The following is a 23,711-nucleotide window of genomic DNA, read 5'->3' as shown; positions in this document are numbered from 1 at the left end:
TTCCCCTTTAATTTAGCAATCTCTTATAGTGGACCGGAAATACCTTGTTTGCGAATCATGATGAAGTGGAAGGCCATTAAACCTAGAAGTGCTGCTGGTAAGAAGAAGACGTGAATAGCAAAGAAGCGAGTTAATGTTTGAGCGCCAACAATTTCGGAATGACCAGCGAGTAATGTTTTAATATAAGGACCAATGAGCGGTGTTTGCTCTGCAATTTGAATCCCTACTTTTGTAGCAAATAAAGCTTTCATATCCCACGGTAATAAATATCCGGTAAAACCAAGACCTAACATAACAAAGAAAATAAGAACACCAACAATCCAGTTTAACTCACGGGGCTTTTTATACGCACCTTGGAAGAAAACTCTGAGTGTATGTAAAAACATCATTACAATTACGAGACTAGCACCCCAGTGGTGCATACCACGAACAATTTGCCCATAAGCAACTTCATTCTGTAAATAGTAAACTGATTCCCAAGCATTTTTAATATCAGGCACATAATACATCGTCAAAAACATTCCAGATAAAATTTGAATTACAGTAACGAAAAAGGTAAGTCCTCCAAAGCAATAGACGAATGCAGAAAAGTGATGTGCCGGGTTTACATGTTCAGGTACTTCATGATCAGCGATATCACGCCATATTGGTGTAATATCTAATCTTTCATCCACCCAATCATAAATTTTATTTAACATCTACTTTGCACCCCCTCTTGGCTTCGCTTTTCCTAGATACAGCGTTCCATCTTTCACTTTAGACTCGTACACATCAAGCGGAGCAAGAGGTGGCGTACCTTTAATGTTAATCCCATCTTTTGTATAACGACCCCCGTGACATGGGCAAAAGAATTGATTCGGATGTGCTTTGTCCGAATTCCAGTTAACTGTACATCCTAAATGTTTACATACTGGAGAGAACGCAACAATGTCTCCGCTTTCATCTTTATGAACCCAAGCTGATTTTGGTTCTTCAGACTTGTACCAACCATCAACCTGCTTCACTTTAAAATCGAAACGCTTCGGCTCTGTTGTAATATCCTTTACTTGCGCAACAGCAACCATATCTGTTCCCGCTTCTTTTCTTAACACCGGATCAAGCGCAAATCGCGTCATCGGCATTAAAATACCGGCAGCCATAAAGCCTCCTACCCCTGTGAGTGTGTAATTTAAAAATTGTCTTCTTGACACGCGATGTTCTTTCTCGCTCACGAAAATTTCCCCCCTCTATCAGAAATTGTCCCCTCGTGATAAATTATATAAAAAATAAAAACTAGGACACTATCATGATATAATACGCTCATGCACAGGTCAATATCATACTACTCATAATAATAAGAACTTTCTGTTTATTATGAGTTTCCCCATTTCTCTTCCAACATCACCATTATATTTTTTATATGTGCATGAATAACTTCTCTTTTTGCTTGATCACTAAATTGTTCTAATGCTAATGAAGGAAACCAAAACAAATCTCCCTGTAACTCTTGCATATCCTCTTTCCATGAAAAATCACTTGTAACATAAGCAATATGCTTAAAACCTTCACTTCGTAAATGATTTGTCCATTCTTGCAAACGACCTTTTTCATTCTTTTGACTTTCTACCAAATACGTAAACGCAGGCAGTAAAAGCACTCTTCCCTTATACTCTCTTTCCAATTCCGTGCTCAACAATTCGATAAATTCACCTTGTTCTACAACCATTTTCATTTCTTTTGCTGCCGAAATTGATAACAGCGGTATTACTCCTGTATCAACATACTCTCTTGCTTGCTCAAACTGTTCCACATCTTTTACAATCCACTTCAAATTCCTTCCCTCCTTCACTTACAAATGACAGAACTTTCACTTTATATATATTAAACCATACTAAAAGAGGTAAAAAAAGAAAAACTACCCAATATAGGTAGTTTTTCTTGATGAAAGTCTGAAATTTGTAAAAATTTATTAATCCAAATAAATTCTATAAAGTTTTTAACTCTGCCGTTAATCTATGAAACGCTTCCTTATCTTGCTTATCTAACGCTTCATCAATTTGTTTCAAAAGGCGTTCTCTCCTAAACGAAAATACACTTTCTTCCAAAAACCTTTCTGCAAGTAAACGATCTTTTTCATTTACTTCAATATGCTTTGGTAGATATGGGTTTTCTTCTAATACAGCTACATAATTCGCATTTTGAAACGATGATTTAAAGTTGAGTTGAATATAAATATCCTCATCTCGATTTAAACGAATATCATGAAACGATTTTTCAGCATCTGTTGTCATAACATTTTGTTTAAAAAAGTGAAACGGTGTGTCTTTCACACAATTCGCTGACATCACTAAGCCACGCGGACAATATTTTGCATGCTCTACGAAGTGGACTTTATGCATCAATTGGTCGTGACTCATTAAATAATTCAGAATCCATACACATTCACGCTGTTTCAGTTGGTAATTATTCAAAAACCATTTTACAAAATCCTTCTTCTCGTTTACAGAAACAGGGGTATTCATAGCAATTAAGTCCCTCCTCTGTCTTTCTCTTTTCTTTTTAGATTCAAGAAGCGGCATTCAGTTTCCTTCCAACTTATGAAAAATCCTCTAAATTATATAACAACTCTTCAATATGAATTTGTGTCGGGTCTAGTTGTAATAACTGGGTAAATACTTCTTTCGCCTCTTTTCGTTTTCCTTCTTCCAATAAGAAATAACCGTACTCTTCTAAGAAGTCTGGATGATTCTTAAAAGAAGTATATGCACTTTCATAGTGTTTTAATGCATCCGAATACATTTCTAATTGTTTTTTTGCATACGCAAGATCCCAAAGTAGTTGTGTATCTGGTTCTCCACTATCAATAGCACGCTCTACAATTGCAATTAACTCTTCGTACTTTTCTTGTTCTTTTAAGATATATGCATATTTTAATGTTGCACCTAAATGCCCTGGATCTAACTCAAGCGCTTTTTGAAGAACTTCCTCTGCTTCTACTATTTTTCCTAATTTCGCCGCAATGTTCGCTAACTCTACATAAAATGGAACTGAAAGCTCATCTACTTTAATTCCTTCATGAAGCGTTTCATAGCTTTCTTGAAGCATTCCTTCTTTTTCATAGCTTTTCGCTAAATACATGTACAGTGATGCGTACTCAGGGTCTAATTCTTTTAGTTCTTGCCAAGCACCGATTGCTCTCTGATATTCTTCACCTTGGTATAATGTGAAGGCATATCCAAATAATGAGTGAATATCTTTTTGTTCCTCTAGGCCTGCTTCATAATAAGAAATCGCTTCTTCCCAGTTTCCGATCGCGCTTAACGTTTCTGCGAGGCGAAGTGCGATCACAACCCCACCCATTACTTTATGTTCCGCTAATAGCGATTCATAATAAGTAATTGCCTTTTGTTCTTCACCTTTACTACTATATAATTCTGCTAACCCAAACGTAATAACAGGTTCATCAGGCATCATTTCTTTCGCCTTTAATAGTTTTTGCTCTGCTACATCATCAAAACCTTGCATTTGGAATAAATCTGCAACAAGTAATAACGATTGAACATATAAATCGTCATTTTCTGGAATATCATGAAGCACTTCAATCGCTTCATCTTCTTTATCTAGATCAATATATAATTCTGCTAAAAATACAGTGAATTCACTTTCTTCTGGATACAGTAAACGTAAGTCTTCAGTAATTGCTAATGCCTCATCTGTAAATCCAAGTGTATGATAGTAACGAGCGATATCATACTTCTCTTCATCATTCGCAATTTTTAATTGTTCTTTTAATAATTGTAATCCTTTTTCCGCTTCACCATTTTCAATATATGAAACAGCTTGTTCAAACTTTTGCATAAACGTCTCCTTTAATTCTAAAAAATATTCTCTTCTGTTCATTTATCATAAGCAACTCACTGTTAGAACGCAACCTTTAGAATGAGCATGCTTCTTCTTATACTTCTTCCTACAGAGTAGTTAATTGTTCAAAAGGTTCGGATATGACACCGATACCTTATCATCATCTTCTATTGTACCGCTTTCTTTTATGACCGTGCAAATAACTTCTCTCACTAATTATCAAGCCATACAAACCGTGGTTTACAGAATAACTTAATTAGCAGTCTTCAACCTTTATTTTGAATGCGATAAAAAAGGCTCCTATAATAGGAGCCTTCACAATCTCTTAAGAATATGTTTCTTCTTTCTGTACTTGCTCATTTACAAGCTCTTTCAGTAACTCTATAATTTCATCATTTTCTTCCTTCAAACCGACAGTAATACGAATACCATCATCGATACCAAATGCAGCACCAGAACGAACGATATATCCTTTTTTCATTAATCGTTCGAAAGCTTCATTACCTGGTATACCGAGTTTTAAGAAAATGAAATTTGTTTGAGATGGATAATAGAATACGTTATATTCTTTACAAAATGCATAATACTGATTTAAACCTTCAGCATTCTTTTGCACACAATCTTGTAAAAAGGCTTGATCTTCTAATGCAGCAAGTGCTACAGATTGGGCTACAGTTGATGTATTGAATGGTAACCTAGCTACTTCTAGCTGTCCGATTAACTTCGCATCCCCAATCGCATATCCGATACGAAAAGCAGCTAAACCATATGCTTTTGAAAACGTGCGTAAAACCATAAGATTTTCATACTTTTCAAGAAGTGGTAATGTTTGCGGATAGTCTTCTGCTTCCGCGTATTCATAATATGCTTCGTCCATAATAACGAGAGCCGACTTAGGAACTGATTCTAAAAATGAAAGTAATTTTTGTTTCTCAACATATGTACCTGTTGGATTATTCGGATTACAAATCCATACAATTTTCGTTTTCTCATCTACTTGCTCTAGCATTGCATCTAAATCGTGAATACCATCTTTAAGTGATACTTCACGAACTTTTGCTCCTTCAATAACAGCATGGTGATGATATTGTGAAAACGTAGGATTCGCCATTACAACGTTTGTTCCTTCATGTAGTAACGCTCGGCTAATCATTTGAATGACTTCATCTAATCCACTACCAAATAGTAGTTGTTCTGCTTTTACACCTAAATGTTCCGCTACTTTTTTCCGAAGTTCAAAGGCATATCCATCTGGATAAAGGGCATATTGGCTCGCTAAAGAAGTTAATGCTTCTGTCACACGTGCTGAGCAACCGAATGGATTTTCATTGGATGCTAATTTCACAATTTTTGATAAACCATATTCTCTTTTTACTTCTTCAATGTTTTTCCCAGGCACATACGCTCTCAAAGTTAACAATTGCTCTTTCACTCTCATTTTTCTTCCCCCAGTCATTTCATTCAATTTGATTACAATACGGTTATAGCCCCTTACTGTAATCTTTTGTCATAACCATCACTATTACGAGAATACCTCTAAATGAGCACTTCACAGCACTTCGCTATCATTTTAAACCATATCTTTTTGAAATGCCTCTAACGCAATATGAACAGTCTCATCTGAAATAGATACGACATTCACTACCCCATATTCCTGCATAAGCACCATATGAATTGCTCCTGCATTTGCTTTCTTATCTTGTTTCATCAATTGAACGAGGCGCTCTACATTCAAATCGCTTGGCATTTTTGGATAGCCGTATTTCAAGAACCACTGCTTCATATCTTCATAAGCAAGATCAACCTTGTACACTTGCTCACTTAAAAATATGGCGAATAACATTCCAACCGCTACACCGTCACCGTGAGTAATATTTCCATACCCTAGCTCTTTTTCAAGAGCATGTCCTAACGTATGTCCAAAATTCAAATGAGCACGTACACCCTTCTCTGTTTCATCTTGTGACACAACATTTGCCTTTACAGGAATCGCCTTCGTTAATATATGGATTAACTTCTCATCATGAAGATCCGCTAATGTTTGCACTTCTTCTTTTAACCAATGGTATAGCTCCACATCACCGATAAGAGCATGCTTTATCACCTCTGCATAACCTGAACGCCACTCTTTTTCAGGAAGAGACTGTAAAAACGGTGTATGATATACAACTGCTTCTGGCTGATGGAATGCACCAATCATATTTTTACCTAACGGATGGTTAATCGCTACTTTCCCACCCACTGCGCTATCGTGCGCTAATAAAGTTGTCGGAACCTGCACAAAGCGAATACCACGCATAAACGATGCAGCAACAAAACCAGCTAAATCTCCAATCATTCCGCCTCCAAGTGCAAGAATTAAAGAATTTCTATCTAATTTATTTTCAAGAGCTGACGTATGAGCCGCATAGAAATTTTCGAAAGACTTCTCTTTTTCGCCACTTGGTACAACAAACGAAAACACGTGCTGCTCTACTTGTAATGCATCGATAACTGTCTGTAAATGTAGTGATGCAACAGCTTCATCTGAAATAATCATTACGTTAGATACCGCTGGCTGCATATTTTGAACGATCGTTGTTAAGTTTGACAACACTTCTTTACCAACATGTACATCATATTCTTTTGATTTCGTTTGAATATGTATGTTTCCCATTAAAATCCCCTCGCATATTCATTATGTTTCTCAATATTTTCACGAATTAGTTCCATACGATCTAATCCGAATTGTTCTATTAAAGCTGTCGCTAATTCCCAAGCCACAACCGCTTCTGCAACGACACTAGCTGCTGGCACTGCACAACTATCTGAACGTTCAATGCTCGCTGTAAAAGGCTCTTTCGTATCAATATCTACACTTTGAAGAGGTTTATAAAGTGTAGGTATCGGTTTCATCACACCGCGCACAACAATTGGCATTCCAGTCGTCATACCGCCTTCTAATCCCCCTGCATTATTTGTTCTTCGTGTATATCCATGCTCCTCATTCCACAGAATTTCATCATGAACTTCACTTCCTGGTCTATGCGCTGCTTCAAAACCAATTCCAATCTCGACACCTTTAAAAGCATTAATACTCATAATTGCAGCTGCTAATTTCGCATCCAGTTTTCGATCATAATGCACGTAGCTACCTACTCCAATTGGCATCCCTTCCACAATTACTTCAACGATTCCACCAATTGAATCACCATTTGCTTTCGCATCATCAATCGCTTTCATCATTTGGTTACCAGCTTCGTCATCTAAGCAACGTACAGGAGATGCTTCGGTAATACTCTTTAATTCTTCAATTGAACTATACGTAATCTCCTTAGCTTGTACACCGCCAATTTCAATTACATGGCCCGCTACTTTAATACCAAGTTCTGCTAACACCTTTTTAGCAACCGCACCAGCAGCAACACGCACCGTCGTTTCGCGCGCTGACGAACGTTCCAGTACATTCCTCATATCTCTATGACCATATTTAATCGCACCATTTAAATCAGCATGCCCAGGCCTTGGTTTTGTCACTTTCCTTTTCATCTCTTTTTCTTCTTGCTCAGTTAAAGGCTCCGCCCCCATAATTTTTGTCCAGTGTGCAAAATCACGATTTTCAACAACAAGTGCAATAGGGGAACCTAATGTTTCTCCATGTCTAACACCACTTAAAATTTGCACTTGATCCGTTTCAATTTGCATGCGTCTACCGCGCCCATATCCCTTTTGCCTTCTAGCTAACTCTTCGTTTATATCATCTGCTACTAAAGACAATCCTGCCGGAACACCTTCTATAATCGTTGTAAGTTGTGGACCATGAGATTCACCAGCTGTAATATATCGCATACGTTATTCCTCTTTTCGTATATGTATTTATCTCACTATATTAACTTTTATCATTCTAAAAATATTAAAGAAATTATATCATAAATCGACCATTTTCTTATTCTATATTTGCGATAGTCCTAATTTAAATATCAATATATCATAACAGTTCAAACTTCGTAACTAACTGAAAATAAAAAAAGTGCAAGAAGAATACCCCTATTCTCCTTGCACTTTTTACTATTATCACAGTGATTAAAGCGTTTACAAATTATTTCAAAATAATTAGTAAATCCATTCATTCATTAATTTTGAGTAGTCAACTAATTCTTCTTCTTTAAAGAAAATAGCAATCTCGCGCTCTGCGCTTTCTAAAGAATCAGAACCATGGATAATGTTTTTCGCAACAGTTACACCGAAATCTCCACGAATTGTTCCAGGAGCTGCTTCATGTGGTCTTGTTTTCCCCATCATGTTACGAGCTGTATCTACTACACCTTCACCTTGCCATACCATTGCGAATACAGGTCCAGATGTAATAAAGTCTACTAACTCACCAAAGAAAGGTTTTTCCTTATGCTCAGCGTAGTGTTGTCCAGCAATTTCTGGAGTGACTTGCATTAATTTTGCACCAACTAATTGAAAGCCTTTTTTCTCAAAACGAGCTACAATTTCCCCAATGAAGGCACGTTGTACACCGTCTGGTTTTACCATTAGAAATGTTTTTTCCATAAAAAATCTCTCCACTTCTGAATTATGTATGTAATTGTATATCCCCACACACATATTATCACCCTTATCACAATTGTGCAATAGTTTTGAAATAGAGAGATTATTTTATTTTTTAGAATAAACCTTAAAATTTTCGTTTTCCAATATACTTTGCAACATTTTGTAATGCGTACTTTGCTTTTCCACGTGGGAGTGGTTTTATTATTTCTAAAGCTTTATGTAAATAACGTTCACTAAACGCAAATGCTTGATCAATTGCTGTACTATTTTTTACAGCATCAATAATTTCTTGCATTTCACTTGCTGTTGAATTTTCATGTACAGATGTGATTTTCTGACGAAGTACGGGATCTTCCATCGCATATAAAGCAGGAAGTGTAATATTCCCTTGTAGTAAATCTCCACCAGCAGGTTTTCCAAGTTTCTCTTCTGTAGAAACGAAGTCTAAAATGTCATCAATAATTTGATAAGACATTCCTACAAAATACCCATACCAAAATAGACGATTTACCGTATCACGATTAGCACCAGCAGCAATCGCTCCCAATTGACAACTCGCGGCAATTAATAATGCTGTTTTTCGCTTTATTCTTCTTAAATACGTTCTTAAATTTTGGTCATAATTGTATTTATCTTTAATTTGTTCAATTTCACCTTTACAGACTTCTAAAATAGTATGTGATAACGCTTGATGTGCCTCTGGAATTTCGATATTGGTTATACATTCAAGAGACTTAGCGAACAGATAGTCCCCTGTATACATCGCAATACGATCTCCCCATTTCGCATTCACAGTCGCACTGCCGCGTCGTAAAAATGCAGCATCAATAACATCATCGTGAACAAGAGAAGCCATATGAATAAGTTCTAACGCAACAGCAACATGCTTAATCGCATCTAACTTATAATCTCCAAATTTCCCTGCAAGCAACACAAATACAGGACGAATTCGTTTCCCACCAGCTTCAATCAGCTGTAATGCTGCCTCTTCTACTAATGGCTGTTCAGAAGCGACTGTCTTTTTTAATTCTTTTTCTATCACATTAATATCCGATCGTAAAAAAGAGTACATAAGTTGTAACTTCATATTGTTCACCTTAACCTAAAACTTCTTTTTCTATTTTGATTCTGGTTTAATACCTAAATGCATTGCTGCTACCCCAAAAGTAAATGGTTTCACTTGCACACGTTCAAGTCCAGCTTGCTCAAACATTTGAGCCAATTCTTTCATCCCTGGGAACGTACTAGCAGATTCTTGAAGCCATGAATATTCTTTATAACTTTTCGCAAACATCTTTCCAAATAATGGCATGATATATTTAAAGTATAAAATATACCCTTGTCGAAAACCAATCATTGTTGGTTGAGATGTTTCTAAACAGATTACTTTTCCACCTGGTTTTACTACACGCGTCATTTCTTTTAATACGTGCATATAATCCGGTACGTTACGTAAACCAAACCCAATCGTCACATAATCAAACGTATTATCTTCAAACGGAAGTTCCATTGCATTCCCATGTAGAAGTTCTACTTGTTTTAATTGTAACGCCTCTACCTTTTGCTTACCGACAGATAACATATTTTCACTGAAGTCTAAGCCAACAACCTTTCCTTGCTCACCTACGGCTCCAGCTAGCGCAATTGTCCAATCTGCGGTTCCACAGCATACATCAAGCGCTTGACTGCCTGGTTGTACATCCATAATTCGCATCGTTTCTTTCCGCCACGCTTTATGTCTTTGAAAACTAATTACAGAATTCATCACATCGTATTTATCAGAAATCTTTTCAAATACGTCATGTACTCTTTCTTCTTTTGATTGTTGCATGCTCGTACCTTCTTCCAATGTAAAATTGCTTATGTCTTCTATTTATTCCTTAACACAGAATTTATTTCATTTATGTCTGTGTGATTTTCTAAAAATTGTTTTTCTTTCTTTCTCAATTCCTTCATCCAACCATTAATCACTACTTCTGCTTTATCCCCTAAAGCATCTTGCATAGCTTGAAAAACAGGTGAATGTTGCTTATCAGCATACAATTGAATTTCTTTTTGAAGGCGATTTCCACCTAATACGTATGTGATAAATGGCTTCCAATGTGATAACTGAAAATGATCACATGTTTTTTGAAGGAGCGCAGACTCAATCGTTACTATGCTTTTCATTATGTCATCCGTCGTTTCATGCGCTTTTTGGTATAACATAATTTTGTGTTCATTTATCTCTTTAATTCCTTCAGCAAGTGCACGAATTAAAACAATATCACGATTCATAGACAATAAATAATAATATAGTCCACTATAGTAATCGCCTGCAAGTACTGTTAATTGACGACATTTATGGAATCCAATCTCTTCCTCGCCTGCTTTATTCGATACCCTTTCATGCGTATCAAGCGCAATTTGTACAAGCATAATTGTTACTACGTAATGCTCAATTTGTTCTATATGTAAGTTTGCACTCTTTAAAGCACCATATAACAATGCTATCTTTTCTTCATCAATAAATGGTTCTTCAATATAGTTTATAAAATAAGGATGGCGTAATTTCTCCATCAATTTTTCTTTTATACCCGCATACCCTCCGTAGATGTCACACACAAAAAATCACCCTTGTTTTCTAATTCATAAAACTTATTATAACACATACACTCTATTTTCTATAACCAAAACTTGGCTACACCTACCATTCATGTAAGCAATCTTTCTAATCTCACTCTGTCTAGTTAAAACTATATCATTTATTTACTAAAAAAAAAAAAGAAAAGCAGTTTCCCGCTTTTCTTTACTTCGTTTTAATAAACGATAAAATTTCACTGCGCGCTGCAGCATCATTTTCAAGCACACCACGCACTGCTGTCGTTACTGTTTTCGCACCTGGTTTTTTCACACCACGCATCGTCATACACATATGTTCTGCTTCTACTACTACCATTACACCATGAGGCTCTAGTACTTCCATAATAGAGTTCGCTACTGTTGATGTAATACGTTCTTGCAGTTGTGGGCGACGTGCAATTGTATCTACGGTACGAGCTAATTTACTTAACCCTGTTACCTTTCCACCTTGCGGAATATATGCAACGTGAGCAACTCCATAGAATGGTACTAAATGATGCTCACACATCGAATAAAATGGTATATCTTTTACTAGTACAAGCTCTTCGTGATCTTCTCCGAATACTTTATGCAAATGCTCTTTCGGATCTTCATGCATACCTGAGAACACTTCTGCGTACATTTTTGCAACACGCTTTGGTGTATCAAGTACTCCCTCACGATTTGGGTCATCCCCAATCGCCTCTAAAATAAGGCGTACTGCATGTTCAATTTGTTCTAAATTAACTTTTGCCATCCGCTAGCCCTCCCGAAAACCTAAAAGTGATACGAACACATTCTAGCATATTTATGTTTTTAAAAGCAAAAAGAAGAGTTCCCAAAAAGGAAACTCTTCTTCCCTGTTAATATGTAAGGATTATTTAACCGCATCTTTTAACGCTTTACCAGGTTTGAATGCAGGTACTTTACTTGCAGCGATTTCAATCTCCTCACCTGTTTGTGGGTTACGACCTTTACGAGCCGCACGCTCACGAACTTCGAAGTTACCGAATCCGATCAGTTGTACTTTATCACCTTGTTTTAAAGCTTCTAAGATAGAATCAAAAACAGCGTCTACTGCTTTTGTTGCGTCCTTTTTAGAAAGGGAACTTGCTTCTGCAACAGCATTGATTAAATCTGTCTTGTTCATGCCATTCACCTCCTCCCAAAGATAAGACTGTATAATGATCATAAAATGAGTCTTACTTTCATTTGTAGGCAATTTTTGCAAATTCTATACTACAAAGATGTAGATAAATCATTATCAACGCCTATATTATACGATTCTCCTTTATAATTCAATATTTTTAAGGAAATTGTTACTCTTAAAATGTGAAAATCTGATGAAACTTGACAATTTACAACAATGTATTAGATAATGACTGTTTATTTTTCTATTTTATAATAAAAAAAAACAAAAAATCCCTCTACAATGAGAGGGATTTTTTCTTATAGTATAATCGCAATTAATCCGCCAGATCCTTCATTAATAATTCTTTCTAGCGTTTCTTTTAATTTATATCTAGCATTTTCTGGCATTAAAGATAATTTCGCCTGAATTCCTTCTCGAACAATCGAGCTAAGTGAACGTCCAAATATATCAGAATTCCAAATTGATAACGGGTCATCTTCAAAATCTTGCATTAAATAACGAACTAATTCTTCACTTTGCTTTTCAGTACCAATAATCGGCTCAAACGTTGACTCTACATCTACTTTAATCATATGAATAGATGGCGCTACCGCTTTTAACTTCACACCAAACCTTGAACCGTGACGAATAATTTCTGGCTCATCTAAGCTCATATCCGCTAATGCAGGTGCTGCTACACCATATCCTGTTTGCTTAACCATACGCAGTGCATCCGCCACTTGATCGTACTCTATTTTCGCATGAGATAAATCGAGCATAAGCTTTAATAAATGATCTTTCCCTCGAATTTCTACTCCTACTACTTCTTTTAAAATCTGATCATATAATTCATCTGGCGCATATAAATCAATCTCCGCCACACCTTGCCCCATATCAATGCCAGCTAGGCTCGCTCGATCAATAAATTCATATTGACTAAACTGCCAAACAACGCGATCCACATCACGAAGACGTTTTATATCCTTCACAGTTTCTTGAACTGCTTCTTGATAACTTTGACGCAACCAATGCCCTTCATTTAGCACCATTACCCAACTCGGAAGGTTCACATTCACTTCTAATACAGGGAATTCAAATAGCGCTTCACGAAGTACATTATATACATCTGTTTCTCTTAAACTCTCCACACTCATTGCAATAACCGGGATATCATATTCTTCTGATAAACTTTGGCGTAATTGCTCTGTATCTGGATGATACGGCTGTACCGTATTAATTATCATAATGAAAGGTTTTCCTACTTCTTTCAACTCATTTACAACGCGTTCTTCTGCCTCTATATAATCTCTTCTTGGAATTTCACCAATTGTTCCATCTGTTGTAATTACAACACCAATTGTTGAATGTTCTTGAATTACTTTACGCGTGCCGATTTCTGCAGCTTCATGGAATGGAATAGGTTCTTCATACCAAGGGGTATTAATCATACGCGGGCCATTCTCATCTTCATAGCCCTTCGCTCCAGGAACCGTATATCCAACACAATCTACTAATCGAATATTCACTTCAAGTCCTTCATCTACTTCGATAGAAACCGCTTGGTTTGGAACAAACTTCGGTTCCGTCGTCATAATTGTACGACCAGCAGCACTTTGAGGCAATTCATCCTGCGCTCTTTGACGGTCAGACTCATTCTCAATATTTGGAATAACTACAAGTTCCATAAATTTTTTAATGAATGTTGATTTCCCTGTTCGAACAGCTCCTACAACTCCAAAATAAATATCACCGCCTGTTCGTTCTGCAATATCTTTAAAAATATCTACCTTTTCCAAGTGATTCCCTCCCTCAAAATTTTTGGGAATAATTCCGCGTTTATAGTCAACTAATACCTTCTCTAACGTTGCCTATAATATCTGATATAATATAATGGTATTCTAGAAGTTCGGACAATATATCATATAATTTTGTCCAATTTCATATGACTATTAAAAAATATCTTTTGTTTGCATCGTAAGTTGTATAACATAAAAAACCTTTCTTCTAGAACTTATTCACTAAAAGAAAGGTTCATGACTTATCATTTTAAAAAAATTGGTTCTCCGTCCTTTACTGTGTACGGTAAAGAATAAGCTGGTACAAACGGGGAACCTTTCGAAAGTATATTTCGAATATCTTCTCCCTCTGTAAACTGCCCTTCATTTTTTTTCAAAGCGTCATATAAGTCGATTCTATAATCAACAAAAACTTCTCCTTTTTCATTAATTACAAAAGGAAGTCCTTTACCAGAATATGGACTTGTCACTTGTGGCACATCTTTATATCCTAGTTTTTTGAAATCCAATTCATATACACCATCTGAAATTACTTTTTTAAAAGGTGGATATTGATGTTCATCACGATACATCCTAAGCTTTAAAGATAGTTCCTGAATTTGTTCAGCCATCCTAACATCAATTAACTTTACTGTCGGATTTGTTTCAACGTCTATTAATACGTATTGATATACTCCTCCACTTTCATACGCATTCCCTGGCGCTTCTTGTATGTAACGCGGGGCAATCTGTTGAAAATCGATTGGATACTTTTGATAAATAGGTGTACTCATATCCCTCGTCTTAATTGGCAATATCCCATCATTTTGCTCCTTAAATGTCACAACAGCTTTTTGAACAACCTGTAGCTGATCTTCATAAGGAACCGCATTTTGCTTCATATTTTCTTTCGGATACAGACACCCCGTTAAAAGGCTCATACAACAAAATATTAAAATAATATGGAATTTTTTCACTAGCATCACCTTTTCATACTAATCTAATTTGCTCCGTATGTAGTATTTTCGAGACCATTCCATTTACTGCTGTACAGGTCCACTAAATACAACAAGAAAAATAACAATTCCTGACACAATCATAAGGGTGTACGCTACTAACGCTGTAATCCCTTTCAAAAATTTATTCTTTATTCTATGTCTACTTAATAAAATAAAACTTACTGCAAAAAACATAAATCCAATTGCCCCTAAAGCCAACCACATTTTCATAAGCCCTTCTGACATATACACACCCCTTTTTATTAATCTATTTTTATACTATTTTAACAAATTAAAATCTTTAAACAAATACAAAAAGAACATTTTACTACAAATCGCGAGTATGTAACTTTAATCAATAGGTTTTCCAGCATTTCTCACCAATCTAGGCAAAAATAAAACCGAAGCGATTGTATCTCTCGCTTCGGTTGACCAAATATGCCCAAAAACAGCTCTATTCCCATTCTTTCATGGCTATCATATGCAATCTCCAAACTCTTTGTTTCTCATAATTTATTTTTTAAACATTTTGCTTAACGAGCCAAAATCTGTTGGCATATTATTATTAATAATCGCTTTTACAATTTGATCCTCTTGCTCTTTCGGCACTTCACGTCCCGCCATAAGAGCCACTTGATGAATTAATTGACGAAGTACAGTTTCATCACGTAAATTCGCATTTTGCACGGATGATGCTAATTTAAAAATATCCTCTTTATTTACTTTCGCTTCCTTCTCAATATTATTAAAAATATTATTATCCATTCTTTTCACCCTCTCCTCAAGTTACTCTTCATCCTATGCAAAAATGAAAAAATGGTGAAAAGACCCAAAAAATAAAAAAGCGACAGAAGTACAAATGTACTTCTGTCGCTTTTCTTTACAGTAAATCAGGTATAGCTTCCACTTCATGTTTTCGAACACGTCCCATCAATGAGCCTACTGCATCTTTTACGTTATTCCCATTGAACAGCACGTCATATAAAGCAGCTGTAATCGGCATTTCAACTTCCATTTTCTCTGCCAATTCATGAGCAGCTTTCGTTGTTCTTACACCTTCCACAACCATGCCCATGCTTTCTAACACTTCTTCTAAAGAGTGTCCTTTTCCAAGCATATTTCCAGCGCGCCAATTTCGGCTATGAACACTTGTACAAGTTACAATTAAGTCTCCCATACCAGTTAGACCAGCAAACGTTAACGGATTCCCGCCCATTTTTCTTCCTAAACGAGCAATCTCTGTTAAACCACGTGTCATCAATGCCGCCTTTGCATTATCACCTAATCCAAGACCATCAGTTATACCAGCAGCTAATGCGATAATATTTTTTAACGCACCACCAAGTTCAACTCCAACGATATCTGGATTTGTGTATACACGAAAATAACTATTCATAAATAAATCTTGTACTTCCTCAGCCGCTTCCATACGCTTTGCTGCAGACGTAACTGTTGTCGCTTGTCGTAAACCGACTTCTTCAGCATGACTCGGTCCAGACAGTACAACAACATCTTTAATTAAGTGCTCTGGAATTTCTTCCTCAATCACTTCCGAAATACGTTTTGACGTACCAGGTTCAATTCCTTTGCTCGCATGAATCCAAGTAATTGGTTCAGTAACAATTTCTTTCATCTCTTGTAATACATCTCTGTACGCTTTCGTTGGTACTACTAGCAGTACTGTATTTACATCTACTAATGCTTCTTCTAAAGAAGAGTAGGCTACGATTGTGCTTGGCAATGTAATGCCTGGGAGATATCGACTATTCTCATGTTTCGTATTAATTTCATCCATAAGTTCTGGGCGATTTCCCCAAATACGTACATCATGTCCATTGTCAGCTAATACCATCGCTAACGCTGTTCCCCAGCTACCTGCTCCTACTACTGTGATTTTTGTCATAAAATCACATCCTCTCCATTAGTCTCTTGCTCTAGCGATAATGTGAATCGGCGTTCCTACGAAGCCAAATGATTCACGTAAGCGATTCTTTAAGAAACGCTCATATGAGAAGTGCAATAATTCTGGATCGTTTACAAACACAACAAATGTCGGTGGTTTTACCGCAACTTGTGTTGCATAGAAAATTTTCAGACGGCTACCATTATGAGTTGGCGTCGGATTCATCGCTACCGCATCCATAATTACATCGTTTAATACGTTCGTTTGAATACGGATACTATGACTTTCATTTACCTCATCGATAACCGGTATTAATGTTTGTGTACGTTTTCTCGTTTTTGCAGATAAGAACACAATTGGTGCGTATTCTAAGAATTGGAAATGAGCACGGATATTTTCTTCAAATGCTTTCATTGTTTTTTCGTCTTTTTTCACTGCATCCCATTTATTTACAACGATAACAACAGCTCGCCCTGAATCATGAGCATATCCAGCGATTTTTTTATCTTGCTCAATAATTCCTTCTTCACCATCTAAAACGACTAAAACAACGTCAGAACGTTCAATCGCTCTTAGCGCACGAAGTACACTATATTTTTCTGTACTTTCATACACTTTTCCTTTTTTACGCATACCAGCTGTATCAATAATTACATAATCTTTTCCATCTTTACTATATGGTGTATCGACAGCATCACGAGTTGTTCCTGCTACATTACTAACAATTACACGCTCTTGACCAAGAAGAGCATTTACAAGTGATGATTTCCCTACGTTTGGACGTCCAATTAAAGAGAAACGAATTGTGTCTTCATCATATCCGTCTTCTTCAATCTTTGGAAAATGTTGTGCAGCTTCGTCTAGTAAGTCACCTAACCCTAATCCGTGTGTACCTGAAATTGGGAATGGTTCGCCAAATCCTAATGCATAAAAGTCATAAATGTCACTGCGCATTTCCGGATTGTCCACTTTATTTACTGCAAGTACAACCGGTTTATTTGAACGATATAAAATTTTTGCAACTTCTTCATCAGCTGCTGTTACACCGTCACGACCGTTTGTCATAAAAATGATAACATCCGCTTCATCAATTGCTACTTCAGCTTGTTGACGAATTTGTGTCAAAAACGGCTCGTCTCCAATATCAATTCCGCCCGTATCAATAATGTTAAATTCATGATTTAACCATTCTCCAGCGCTATAAATACGATCGCGCGTTACACCTGGAATATCTTCTACGATTGAAACTCTTTCTCCAACAATTCTATTGAAAATAGTAGATTTCCCTACGTTCGGGCGACCTACTATCGCTATTACTGGTTTCGGCATATACTTTCATCCTTTCAACTTGCTTCTGTTTATTATGTAAAAAACCCTTCTTTGTGCAAGAAGGGATTTGCATTCCAGAATATTTCTCAACGTATCAAAACACCTCACATTATAACACACGTTGCTAATGTTTCACAATAATATATACATTCTCTTGTAAGCGATGTGCAATACCATCTAAAATTGCTTCTAAATTATTTGCAACAAATTCTAGTTCCTCCGTCGATTCGCAAACGAATAAAGGAGCACCACCTGCAAATTTTTCTGGAGTCGTTGTTATAACTGCCAGAATAACACTTTCTAACATCATCTCTTATCTCCCCTTCCTTTTGGGGCTTCCGATGACATATGGACAGCACTTTCTAACGTTGGTACATTTCCTATGACACCTATCGCTTTCTCTGCATCTTGATCTTGCGGCAGGACAAAAATCCCAACCCTGCCATCCTCTAAATCACGCTTTGCTAACGGTACAAGCGCTGGTGTACCAGAATCTCTATAAATCCCTAACGCTACTGAAACATCGTGTAAAATAGCTTGTCGTTGCCCTAAATTTGAGATTGTAACCATCGCATCAATTGATTTCGGCTTTAAAATAAAACCCATACCATATTTCATAATTTCTTCTTGTCTTGCTGGCAATCCAATATTCATAATGTAAATATTGTCAATATAAAGCCCTGCTCCTTCAAAACGAAGCGGAACGTGCTCAATTTCAACAAGATCATGTAGCCTTTTACCAGACATTAATTTTTTCGCGATAAAAAATGCGATTATAGCCATAATTACTCCTGCAATCCATGAACGGAATCCTATATACGCAAACGTCGTTGCAAACGACGTTAACATTGCCAAATAGTTGCGACTTTCAAAAACCAATGCAATTCCTTCAATGTATGTATTTCCACGCGGTACGAGCTCATACCCATCTAATTGTTGAAGCGTATTTCTTTCCATATTACGTACATCACGAAATTGTGTCGCTGCTAATGTAAGAAATGTAATGGCAGAAAAATCTTTTTTCAAAATAGACGGGATTGCAATCGCTCCTAAAGCAGCTGCAATTAACCCCATTGCAATATGAATAATTTTCCCATGTAGCCTCGTCGGATATTGCCGCGTATCCGTCCGAAGCATTAGCACCCTTGTAACTGTCCCCGCTATTACGCCGCATAAAATGGCTGGTGTATATTCAGTCATGTATTACCCTCGCCTTTCTTTTACGTGTTTTTCTCTTAAACCGTTCCATGTATACTGATGCTTTTGCAATCCAAAACAATATTGCCATGAATAATGTAGAAATGGCGACGATATCAAAAAATGCTAAACTACCGTAATCATATGGAAAATTCAATTTCCTAAAAATAAATGTCACTAGCAGCTCTCCTTGTAACATCCCTACATATAGAGAACATAATCGTAATATGCGATCCCCATGCAATAACACCGATGCATACACAAGAGCACTACTTAGCAGAAACACTCTATCCACCACAATCCAAATCGGATCATATATTTCTAACAGATGAAAACTTGTATATAACATTGCAATAATAAGTGCCGAAAGTAAGCTATACACTTTTTTCCAGACAGAATATAGCGTGATCCCTATAAAAGAAATAATACAAAGTAAAAGAGCATTTACTGATACCACGAATGAGGCAATCGTTACATGTAACGGAGAGCAAATTATAAAAATCAGTATACAAGCGCCTAACTTCCACCGGATAGGGTCCTTTTTCATAAAAAAGGTTACAATGATCCACCCTATCCAAGCTACAAAATAAAAAGTACTTCCATCCATCAACTTCACCTCCTATGTTTTCCATTATGGGAACTTTTTATGAAAGTTAATCCACTTTATTTACGCATAGTTTTTTCTTATAACAGCAACACTTTTAACAAGGAGGTGTTATTCATTATGGGTAAAGATCGCCAAGAACGAAAACTACGAGAATCACGCCGCGTTGAATCCGATCGTGATCAATCACTACAATATCCAGGTGCAACTGGACTTGATACACCAGAACAGGCTCGAAAACAAAACCAGCACTAATTAATACAAAAAGACGGTTTCTATATTGTACGAAACCGTCTTTTACATAATCAGTTTAATGATTTCTATTTATATTGAAATAATATTTCGCGCACTATATCCTCCCATTACTTCTTTTTACCTTCACCTATTCCCATTAAAAATTAAGTTCTCTCCAGTAATTCGACAACACACCATCTACATTTTTCAACCCTTTTTCAATTACAATTTTTACGAAATGATATTTTTATATAATGCTAATTCCATTCTCCACTTTATATTACGAAAAAGAATAGAACAAAAAAAAATCAACCGAATGGTTGATTTTTTATCTCCTACTATAATGCGCAGTATCAATACCACGCTGCATTAACCAATGATATGTTTCACCCTTTACAACAAGAGGTACAGATTGCAACTCTTCTATCGTCTTCGCACCAAGAGCTGTCATTATAAATTTCAAATCTGTATGTAGAAGCTCAATTTCATCTACTAACTTCTCGATACCATCTTGCATTAAAATACGTAAAAAATAACCAGCAAACGCAGTTGTATTCGCCCCTAATGCGATTGCTTTCGCTACGTCAAGCGCTGTTTGTATACCCCCAGATGCAATAAAAGAGAGGTTATTATTTGTAGAGGTTGCTTCAATAATCGAGGTTGCTGTTTGTATGCCCCAGTTATTAAAATAAGAAAGCATTCGCTGTCTTCTTTCGTTTTCAACAGCAGCAAAATTCGTACCACCTTGCCCACCAATATCAATTGCTGTTACACCTACGTTCACTAACTGTTGCATTGTTTCCTTACTCATCCCAAATCCAACTTCTTTTACAATGATAGGAACTTTACTATTTAAAACAATTTTCTCAATGCGCTGAAGTACTCCAGTAAAATCACGGTCTCCTTCTGGCATCGTTAACTCTTGTATGACATTTAAATGAATTTGTAATGCATTCGCTTCAATCATATCAACGGCGCGCTCTGCCTGCTCGATAGTTGCCTCACTACCTAAATTAGCAAAGAAAATACCATTTGGGTTTACCTTTCTAATCACCTTATAAGAAGCAGCTTCACTTTCATCTTTTAACGCCGCCATTTGCGAACCTACAGCCATAGCAAGGTTATGATGTTTCGCTACATATGCTAATTGCTCATTAATATGTAACGTTTTCTCTCCTCCACCACCAGTCATCGCATTGATAAAAATCGGCGAACTTAGTGAAAGTTCGCCGATTTTTGTTTCACATGTTATTGTGTCATAATTTGAATTTGGCAAGCTTTGATGCACAAAATCAATATCATGAAAGCCATGCGTACGAGACTGACCAGTAGAAAGAGCGTATTCAATATGATCTAATTTACGTTTTGCCCTTACCACTTGTACCCCTCATTATTTCTTTAATTTTTTCAGTTGTTCACCAATAATATCACTTAATTGGAAAGTAGCAGAATCAGCATTTGGCTCATACTGACTATAATCTTCAGTTACATTATTTTCCTCAAGCGCTTCTTTTATACTTAAAGAAATACGTTTCTCTGCTACGTGAACTTCAAGTACTTTCACTTTTACTTCTTGTCCCATTTCCAATACTTCATTCGGATTTTTCACGTGACGATTTGCAATTTGAGATACGTGTACAAGCCCTTCAACGCCCGGTAAAATCTCAACGAATGCACCAAATGTAACAAGGCGTTTTACTACTCCCTCACGAATATCTCCAGCTTTTATTTCGCCAGCAACGTTTTCCCAAGGTCCTGGTTGAGCTGCTTTAATTGATAAAGAAATACGTTGTGTATCAGCATCAACAGATAACACCTTTACCTTAACCTTTTGACCTTGCTCTAACACTTCAGAAGGTTGCTCTACACGTTCGTGTGAAATTTGTGAAATGTGAACTAAACCGTCCACTCCACCAACGTTAACGAATGCGCCAAAGTCAGTTAATCGTTGTACTGTTCCTTCAACAACGTCCCCTTCTTTTAATGAAGAAATTGCTTCTTTTTTCTTAGAATCTAGTTCTAATTCTACTACCGCTTTATGCGAAAGGATTACACGATTTTTTTCACGGTCTAATTCAACAATTTTCACCGCTAATGTTTTACCTTTATAGTCAGTAAAGTCTTCTACATAATGTACTTCTACAAGTGAAGCTGGAATAAAACCGCGAACACCAAGGTCCACAACTAATCCGCCATTCACAATATCTTTTACAGTAACATCAAATACATGACCAGAAGTAAATTTCTCTTGTAGTTCTACCCATGCTTTTTCTGCATCAACAGCACGTTTAGATAAGACAAGATCATCTTCTTCTAATTTAATAATTTTCAACTCTAGTGTTTGATCTAATTCTACAACATCGCTTGCTTTTTCAATATGAACGTTAGCTAATTCACTAATTGGAATTACGCCATCTGTTTTGTATCCAACATTTACAAGCACTTGTTTCTCTTCAACCTTCGTTACAGAACCTGTAACAACGTCACCAACTTGTAATTCTTTTGAATCCATAACTTCTTCATTCATTTTCTCTACCATGGAAATACCTCCCTACAGAATTGACAAAGCATTTTTTATGTATATACGAAATGAAAACAAAGTTTTCATTTGCATGTTTAAGAATTTCTCATCACATACTCTTTTTCAATAACATTCACAAGAAAATATATTAAACCTATATAAATAGTATACAGCAAAACCAGCTTGAAAAAAGTATGTTTTGAAATATAATAGCGAATATATTCTGACAGTTTTATTCCTCTTTAACTAACTTCTTACAAATCAGCTCATTTGTCAAGGAAAGAGACTCACAATTCACGTATCCTTTACATTTCTATTTAAACAAAAAAAGAAAGAGGATTATCCCCTTTCTTTATTTCGCAAACACTCCAGAAACAATGCTCATAATTTTTTGGACAACTTCTTCAATTGATAAAGAAGTCGTATCTAATTCCAATGCATCATCAGCCTTTTTTAGTGGAGAAACTTCGCGTTCTGAATCTAATTTATCACGCTGAGCAATTTCTTCTTTTAGCTGCTCTAAATTAGAATCGAAACCTTTATTTAAATTTTCTAAATGTCTTCTTTCCGCTCTTTCTTCAACAGAAGCAAGCATAAAGATTTTCACTTCAGCATCCGGTAATACATGTGTACCAATATCACGGCCGTCCATTACAACGCCGCCTTTTTTCGCTAACTCTTGCTGACGACGTACCATTTCTTCACGAACAAGGCGATGTTTCGCTACAATAGATACTCGATTCGTCACATCAGGTGTACGAATTACTTCAGAAACATCTTGTCCATTTAAAAATACAAGCTGTGTATTTTCTCCTTGCTGAAACTCAATATTTACATTCTTTACAACTTCCATTAACTGCTCTTCATTTTCAATGTCTACTTTTTGTTCAAGGGCTGCATATGTAAGCGTACGGTACATTGCGCCTGTATCAATATAAACGTAAGAAAGTTCCTTCGCAACAACTTTTGCCACTGTACTTTTCCCAGCAGCTGCTGGACCATCTATAGCAATTGAAATTCGTTTATCCATTGTAACAC

Annotated in this window: 27 protein-coding genes; 1 reads left to right on the top strand and 26 read right to left on the bottom strand. The window is 36.4% G+C overall.

Going from position 1 to position 23,711, the window contains the following annotated elements:
• Nucleotides 1-23: 23 nt before the first annotated feature.
• The 23 genes from qcrB to ACTFRU_RS10770 all read right to left on the bottom strand — a co-directional run bounded on the left by qcrB (nucleotide 24) and on the right by ACTFRU_RS10770 (nucleotide 19,921).
• Complete coding sequence (gene qcrB, locus ACTFRU_RS10880; protein WP_000932700.1) at nucleotides 24-698, bottom strand: menaquinol-cytochrome c reductase cytochrome b subunit; 675 nt, start codon at nucleotides 696-698, stop codon at nucleotides 24-26.
• Entirely contained in the window at nucleotides 699-1,211 is a 513-nt protein-coding gene (gene qcrA / locus ACTFRU_RS10875) for a menaquinol-cytochrome c reductase iron-sulfur subunit (protein WP_001290418.1), read from the bottom strand.
• Between the two features lie 140 nt (nucleotides 1,212-1,351).
• Entirely contained in the window at nucleotides 1,352-1,810 is a 459-nt protein-coding gene (locus ACTFRU_RS10870; protein WP_000871313.1) for a YpiF family protein, read from the bottom strand.
• 154 nt (nucleotides 1,811-1,964) lie between these two features.
• Nucleotides 1,965-2,501, bottom strand: coding sequence for a ReoY family proteolytic degradation factor (locus tag ACTFRU_RS10865; RefSeq protein ID WP_001095925.1), 537 nt, complete (start codon nucleotides 2,499-2,501; stop codon nucleotides 1,965-1,967).
• A 73-nt stretch (nucleotides 2,502-2,574) separates the two neighbouring features.
• A complete protein-coding gene (locus ACTFRU_RS10860; protein ID WP_001168671.1) occupies nucleotides 2,575-3,837 on the bottom strand; it encodes a tetratricopeptide repeat protein in 1,263 nt (420 codons plus the stop codon).
• 328 nt (nucleotides 3,838-4,165) lie between these two features.
• Nucleotides 4,166-5,278 (bottom strand): histidinol-phosphate transaminase, encoded by a 1,113-nt coding sequence (gene hisC, locus ACTFRU_RS10855; RefSeq protein WP_440037633.1) that lies wholly within the window; start codon nucleotides 5,276-5,278, stop codon nucleotides 4,166-4,168.
• 132 nt (nucleotides 5,279-5,410) lie between these two features.
• Nucleotides 5,411-6,496, bottom strand: a complete 1,086-nt coding sequence (gene aroB / locus ACTFRU_RS10850) for a 3-dehydroquinate synthase (protein WP_000526821.1) — start codon at nucleotides 6,494-6,496, stop codon at nucleotides 5,411-5,413.
• The gene (gene aroC, locus ACTFRU_RS10845) at nucleotides 6,496-7,668 is read right to left on the bottom strand and encodes a chorismate synthase (protein ID WP_001269384.1); all 1,173 of its coding nucleotides are present in this window, start codon (nucleotides 7,666-7,668) and stop codon (nucleotides 6,496-6,498) included. The genes aroB and aroC overlap by 1 nt, the downstream gene beginning before the upstream one ends.
• A 264-nt stretch (nucleotides 7,669-7,932) precedes the next feature.
• Nucleotides 7,933-8,379, bottom strand: a complete 447-nt coding sequence (gene ndk / locus ACTFRU_RS10840) for a nucleoside-diphosphate kinase (RefSeq protein ID WP_000415883.1) — start codon at nucleotides 8,377-8,379, stop codon at nucleotides 7,933-7,935.
• A 124-nt stretch (nucleotides 8,380-8,503) separates the two neighbouring features.
• A complete protein-coding gene (gene hepT, locus ACTFRU_RS10835; protein WP_000776077.1) occupies nucleotides 8,504-9,466 on the bottom strand; it encodes a heptaprenyl diphosphate synthase component II in 963 nt (320 codons plus the stop codon).
• Nucleotides 9,467-9,496: 30 nt separating this feature from the next.
• Nucleotides 9,497-10,210 (bottom strand): 2-heptaprenyl-1,4-naphthoquinone methyltransferase, encoded by a 714-nt coding sequence (gene menG, locus ACTFRU_RS10830; RefSeq protein WP_001187674.1) that lies wholly within the window; start codon nucleotides 10,208-10,210, stop codon nucleotides 9,497-9,499.
• Between the two features lie 38 nt (nucleotides 10,211-10,248).
• On the bottom strand, nucleotides 10,249-10,983 hold the full coding sequence (locus tag ACTFRU_RS10825) for a heptaprenyl diphosphate synthase component 1 (RefSeq protein ID WP_000332854.1): 735 nt from the start codon (nucleotides 10,981-10,983) through the stop codon (nucleotides 10,249-10,251).
• A 184-nt stretch (nucleotides 10,984-11,167) separates the two neighbouring features.
• Entirely contained in the window at nucleotides 11,168-11,737 is a 570-nt protein-coding gene (gene folE, locus ACTFRU_RS10820) for a GTP cyclohydrolase I FolE (protein ID WP_001151482.1), read from the bottom strand.
• 120 nt (nucleotides 11,738-11,857) lie between these two features.
• Complete coding sequence (locus ACTFRU_RS10815) at nucleotides 11,858-12,130, bottom strand: HU family DNA-binding protein (protein ID WP_001043860.1); 273 nt, start codon at nucleotides 12,128-12,130, stop codon at nucleotides 11,858-11,860.
• Between the two features lie 299 nt (nucleotides 12,131-12,429).
• Complete coding sequence (gene spoIVA, locus ACTFRU_RS10810) at nucleotides 12,430-13,908, bottom strand: stage IV sporulation protein A (protein WP_000416519.1); 1,479 nt, start codon at nucleotides 13,906-13,908, stop codon at nucleotides 12,430-12,432.
• Nucleotides 13,909-14,153: 245 nt separating this feature from the next.
• The gene (locus ACTFRU_RS10805) at nucleotides 14,154-14,864 is read right to left on the bottom strand and encodes a hypothetical protein (protein ID WP_000713407.1); all 711 of its coding nucleotides are present in this window, start codon (nucleotides 14,862-14,864) and stop codon (nucleotides 14,154-14,156) included.
• A 63-nt stretch (nucleotides 14,865-14,927) separates the two neighbouring features.
• Nucleotides 14,928-15,131, bottom strand: coding sequence for a DUF2768 domain-containing protein (locus tag ACTFRU_RS10800; RefSeq protein ID WP_001289008.1), 204 nt, complete (start codon nucleotides 15,129-15,131; stop codon nucleotides 14,928-14,930).
• A gap of 267 nt (nucleotides 15,132-15,398) precedes the next feature.
• A complete protein-coding gene (locus ACTFRU_RS10795) occupies nucleotides 15,399-15,650 on the bottom strand; it encodes a stage VI sporulation protein F (RefSeq protein WP_000369754.1) in 252 nt (83 codons plus the stop codon).
• A gap of 115 nt (nucleotides 15,651-15,765) precedes the next feature.
• Nucleotides 15,766-16,788, bottom strand: a complete 1,023-nt coding sequence (locus ACTFRU_RS10790; RefSeq protein ID WP_000161763.1) for an NAD(P)H-dependent glycerol-3-phosphate dehydrogenase — start codon at nucleotides 16,786-16,788, stop codon at nucleotides 15,766-15,768.
• 18 nt (nucleotides 16,789-16,806) lie between these two features.
• Nucleotides 16,807-18,117, bottom strand: coding sequence for a ribosome biogenesis GTPase Der (gene der / locus ACTFRU_RS10785; RefSeq protein ID WP_001125893.1), 1,311 nt, complete (start codon nucleotides 18,115-18,117; stop codon nucleotides 16,807-16,809).
• Nucleotides 18,118-18,241: 124 nt separating this feature from the next.
• Nucleotides 18,242-18,427: a capping complex subunit for YIEGIA gene (locus tag ACTFRU_RS10780; protein ID WP_000979059.1), complete on the bottom strand. Its 186-nt coding sequence runs from the start codon at nucleotides 18,425-18,427 to the stop codon at nucleotides 18,242-18,244.
• Nucleotides 18,424-19,317 carry a YIEGIA family protein gene (locus tag ACTFRU_RS10775; RefSeq protein WP_000141596.1) on the bottom strand — a complete coding sequence of 298 codons (894 nt, stop codon included), beginning with the start codon at nucleotides 19,315-19,317 and terminating at the stop codon, nucleotides 18,424-18,426. The genes ACTFRU_RS10780 and ACTFRU_RS10775 overlap by 4 nt, the downstream gene beginning before the upstream one ends.
• Complete coding sequence (locus ACTFRU_RS10770) at nucleotides 19,310-19,921, bottom strand: YphA family membrane protein (protein ID WP_006924441.1); 612 nt, start codon at nucleotides 19,919-19,921, stop codon at nucleotides 19,310-19,312. The genes ACTFRU_RS10775 and ACTFRU_RS10770 overlap by 8 nt, the downstream gene beginning before the upstream one ends.
• 117 nt (nucleotides 19,922-20,038) lie before the next feature.
• Between ACTFRU_RS10770 and ACTFRU_RS10765 the strand changes: the two genes are divergently transcribed.
• Entirely contained in the window at nucleotides 20,039-20,173 is a 135-nt protein-coding gene (locus ACTFRU_RS10765) for a YpzI family protein (RefSeq protein ID WP_000513900.1), read from the top strand.
• Between the two features lie 307 nt (nucleotides 20,174-20,480).
• Here the strand turns inward: ACTFRU_RS10765 and ACTFRU_RS10760 are convergent, their stop codons facing one another.
• From ACTFRU_RS10760 to cmk, 3 genes are all read right to left on the bottom strand, one after another.
• A complete protein-coding gene (locus tag ACTFRU_RS10760) occupies nucleotides 20,481-21,530 on the bottom strand; it encodes a type 2 isopentenyl-diphosphate Delta-isomerase (protein ID WP_000251036.1) in 1,050 nt (349 codons plus the stop codon).
• Nucleotides 21,531-21,542: 12 nt separating this feature from the next.
• The gene (gene rpsA, locus ACTFRU_RS10755; RefSeq protein ID WP_000229559.1) at nucleotides 21,543-22,691 is read right to left on the bottom strand and encodes a 30S ribosomal protein S1; all 1,149 of its coding nucleotides are present in this window, start codon (nucleotides 22,689-22,691) and stop codon (nucleotides 21,543-21,545) included.
• 334 nt (nucleotides 22,692-23,025) lie between these two features.
• A complete protein-coding gene (gene cmk / locus ACTFRU_RS10750) occupies nucleotides 23,026-23,703 on the bottom strand; it encodes a (d)CMP kinase (protein WP_000361252.1) in 678 nt (225 codons plus the stop codon).
• Nucleotides 23,704-23,711: the final 8 nt, after the last annotated feature.

The organism is Bacillus cereus group sp. MYBK220-1 (assembly GCF_051916445.1).
Classification (GTDB): Bacteria; Bacillota; Bacilli; order Bacillales; family Bacillaceae_G; genus Bacillus_A; species Bacillus_A cereus.
Note: the sequence above shows the minus strand (reverse complement) of the source record. Positions and strands in the feature narration are given on the sequence as shown.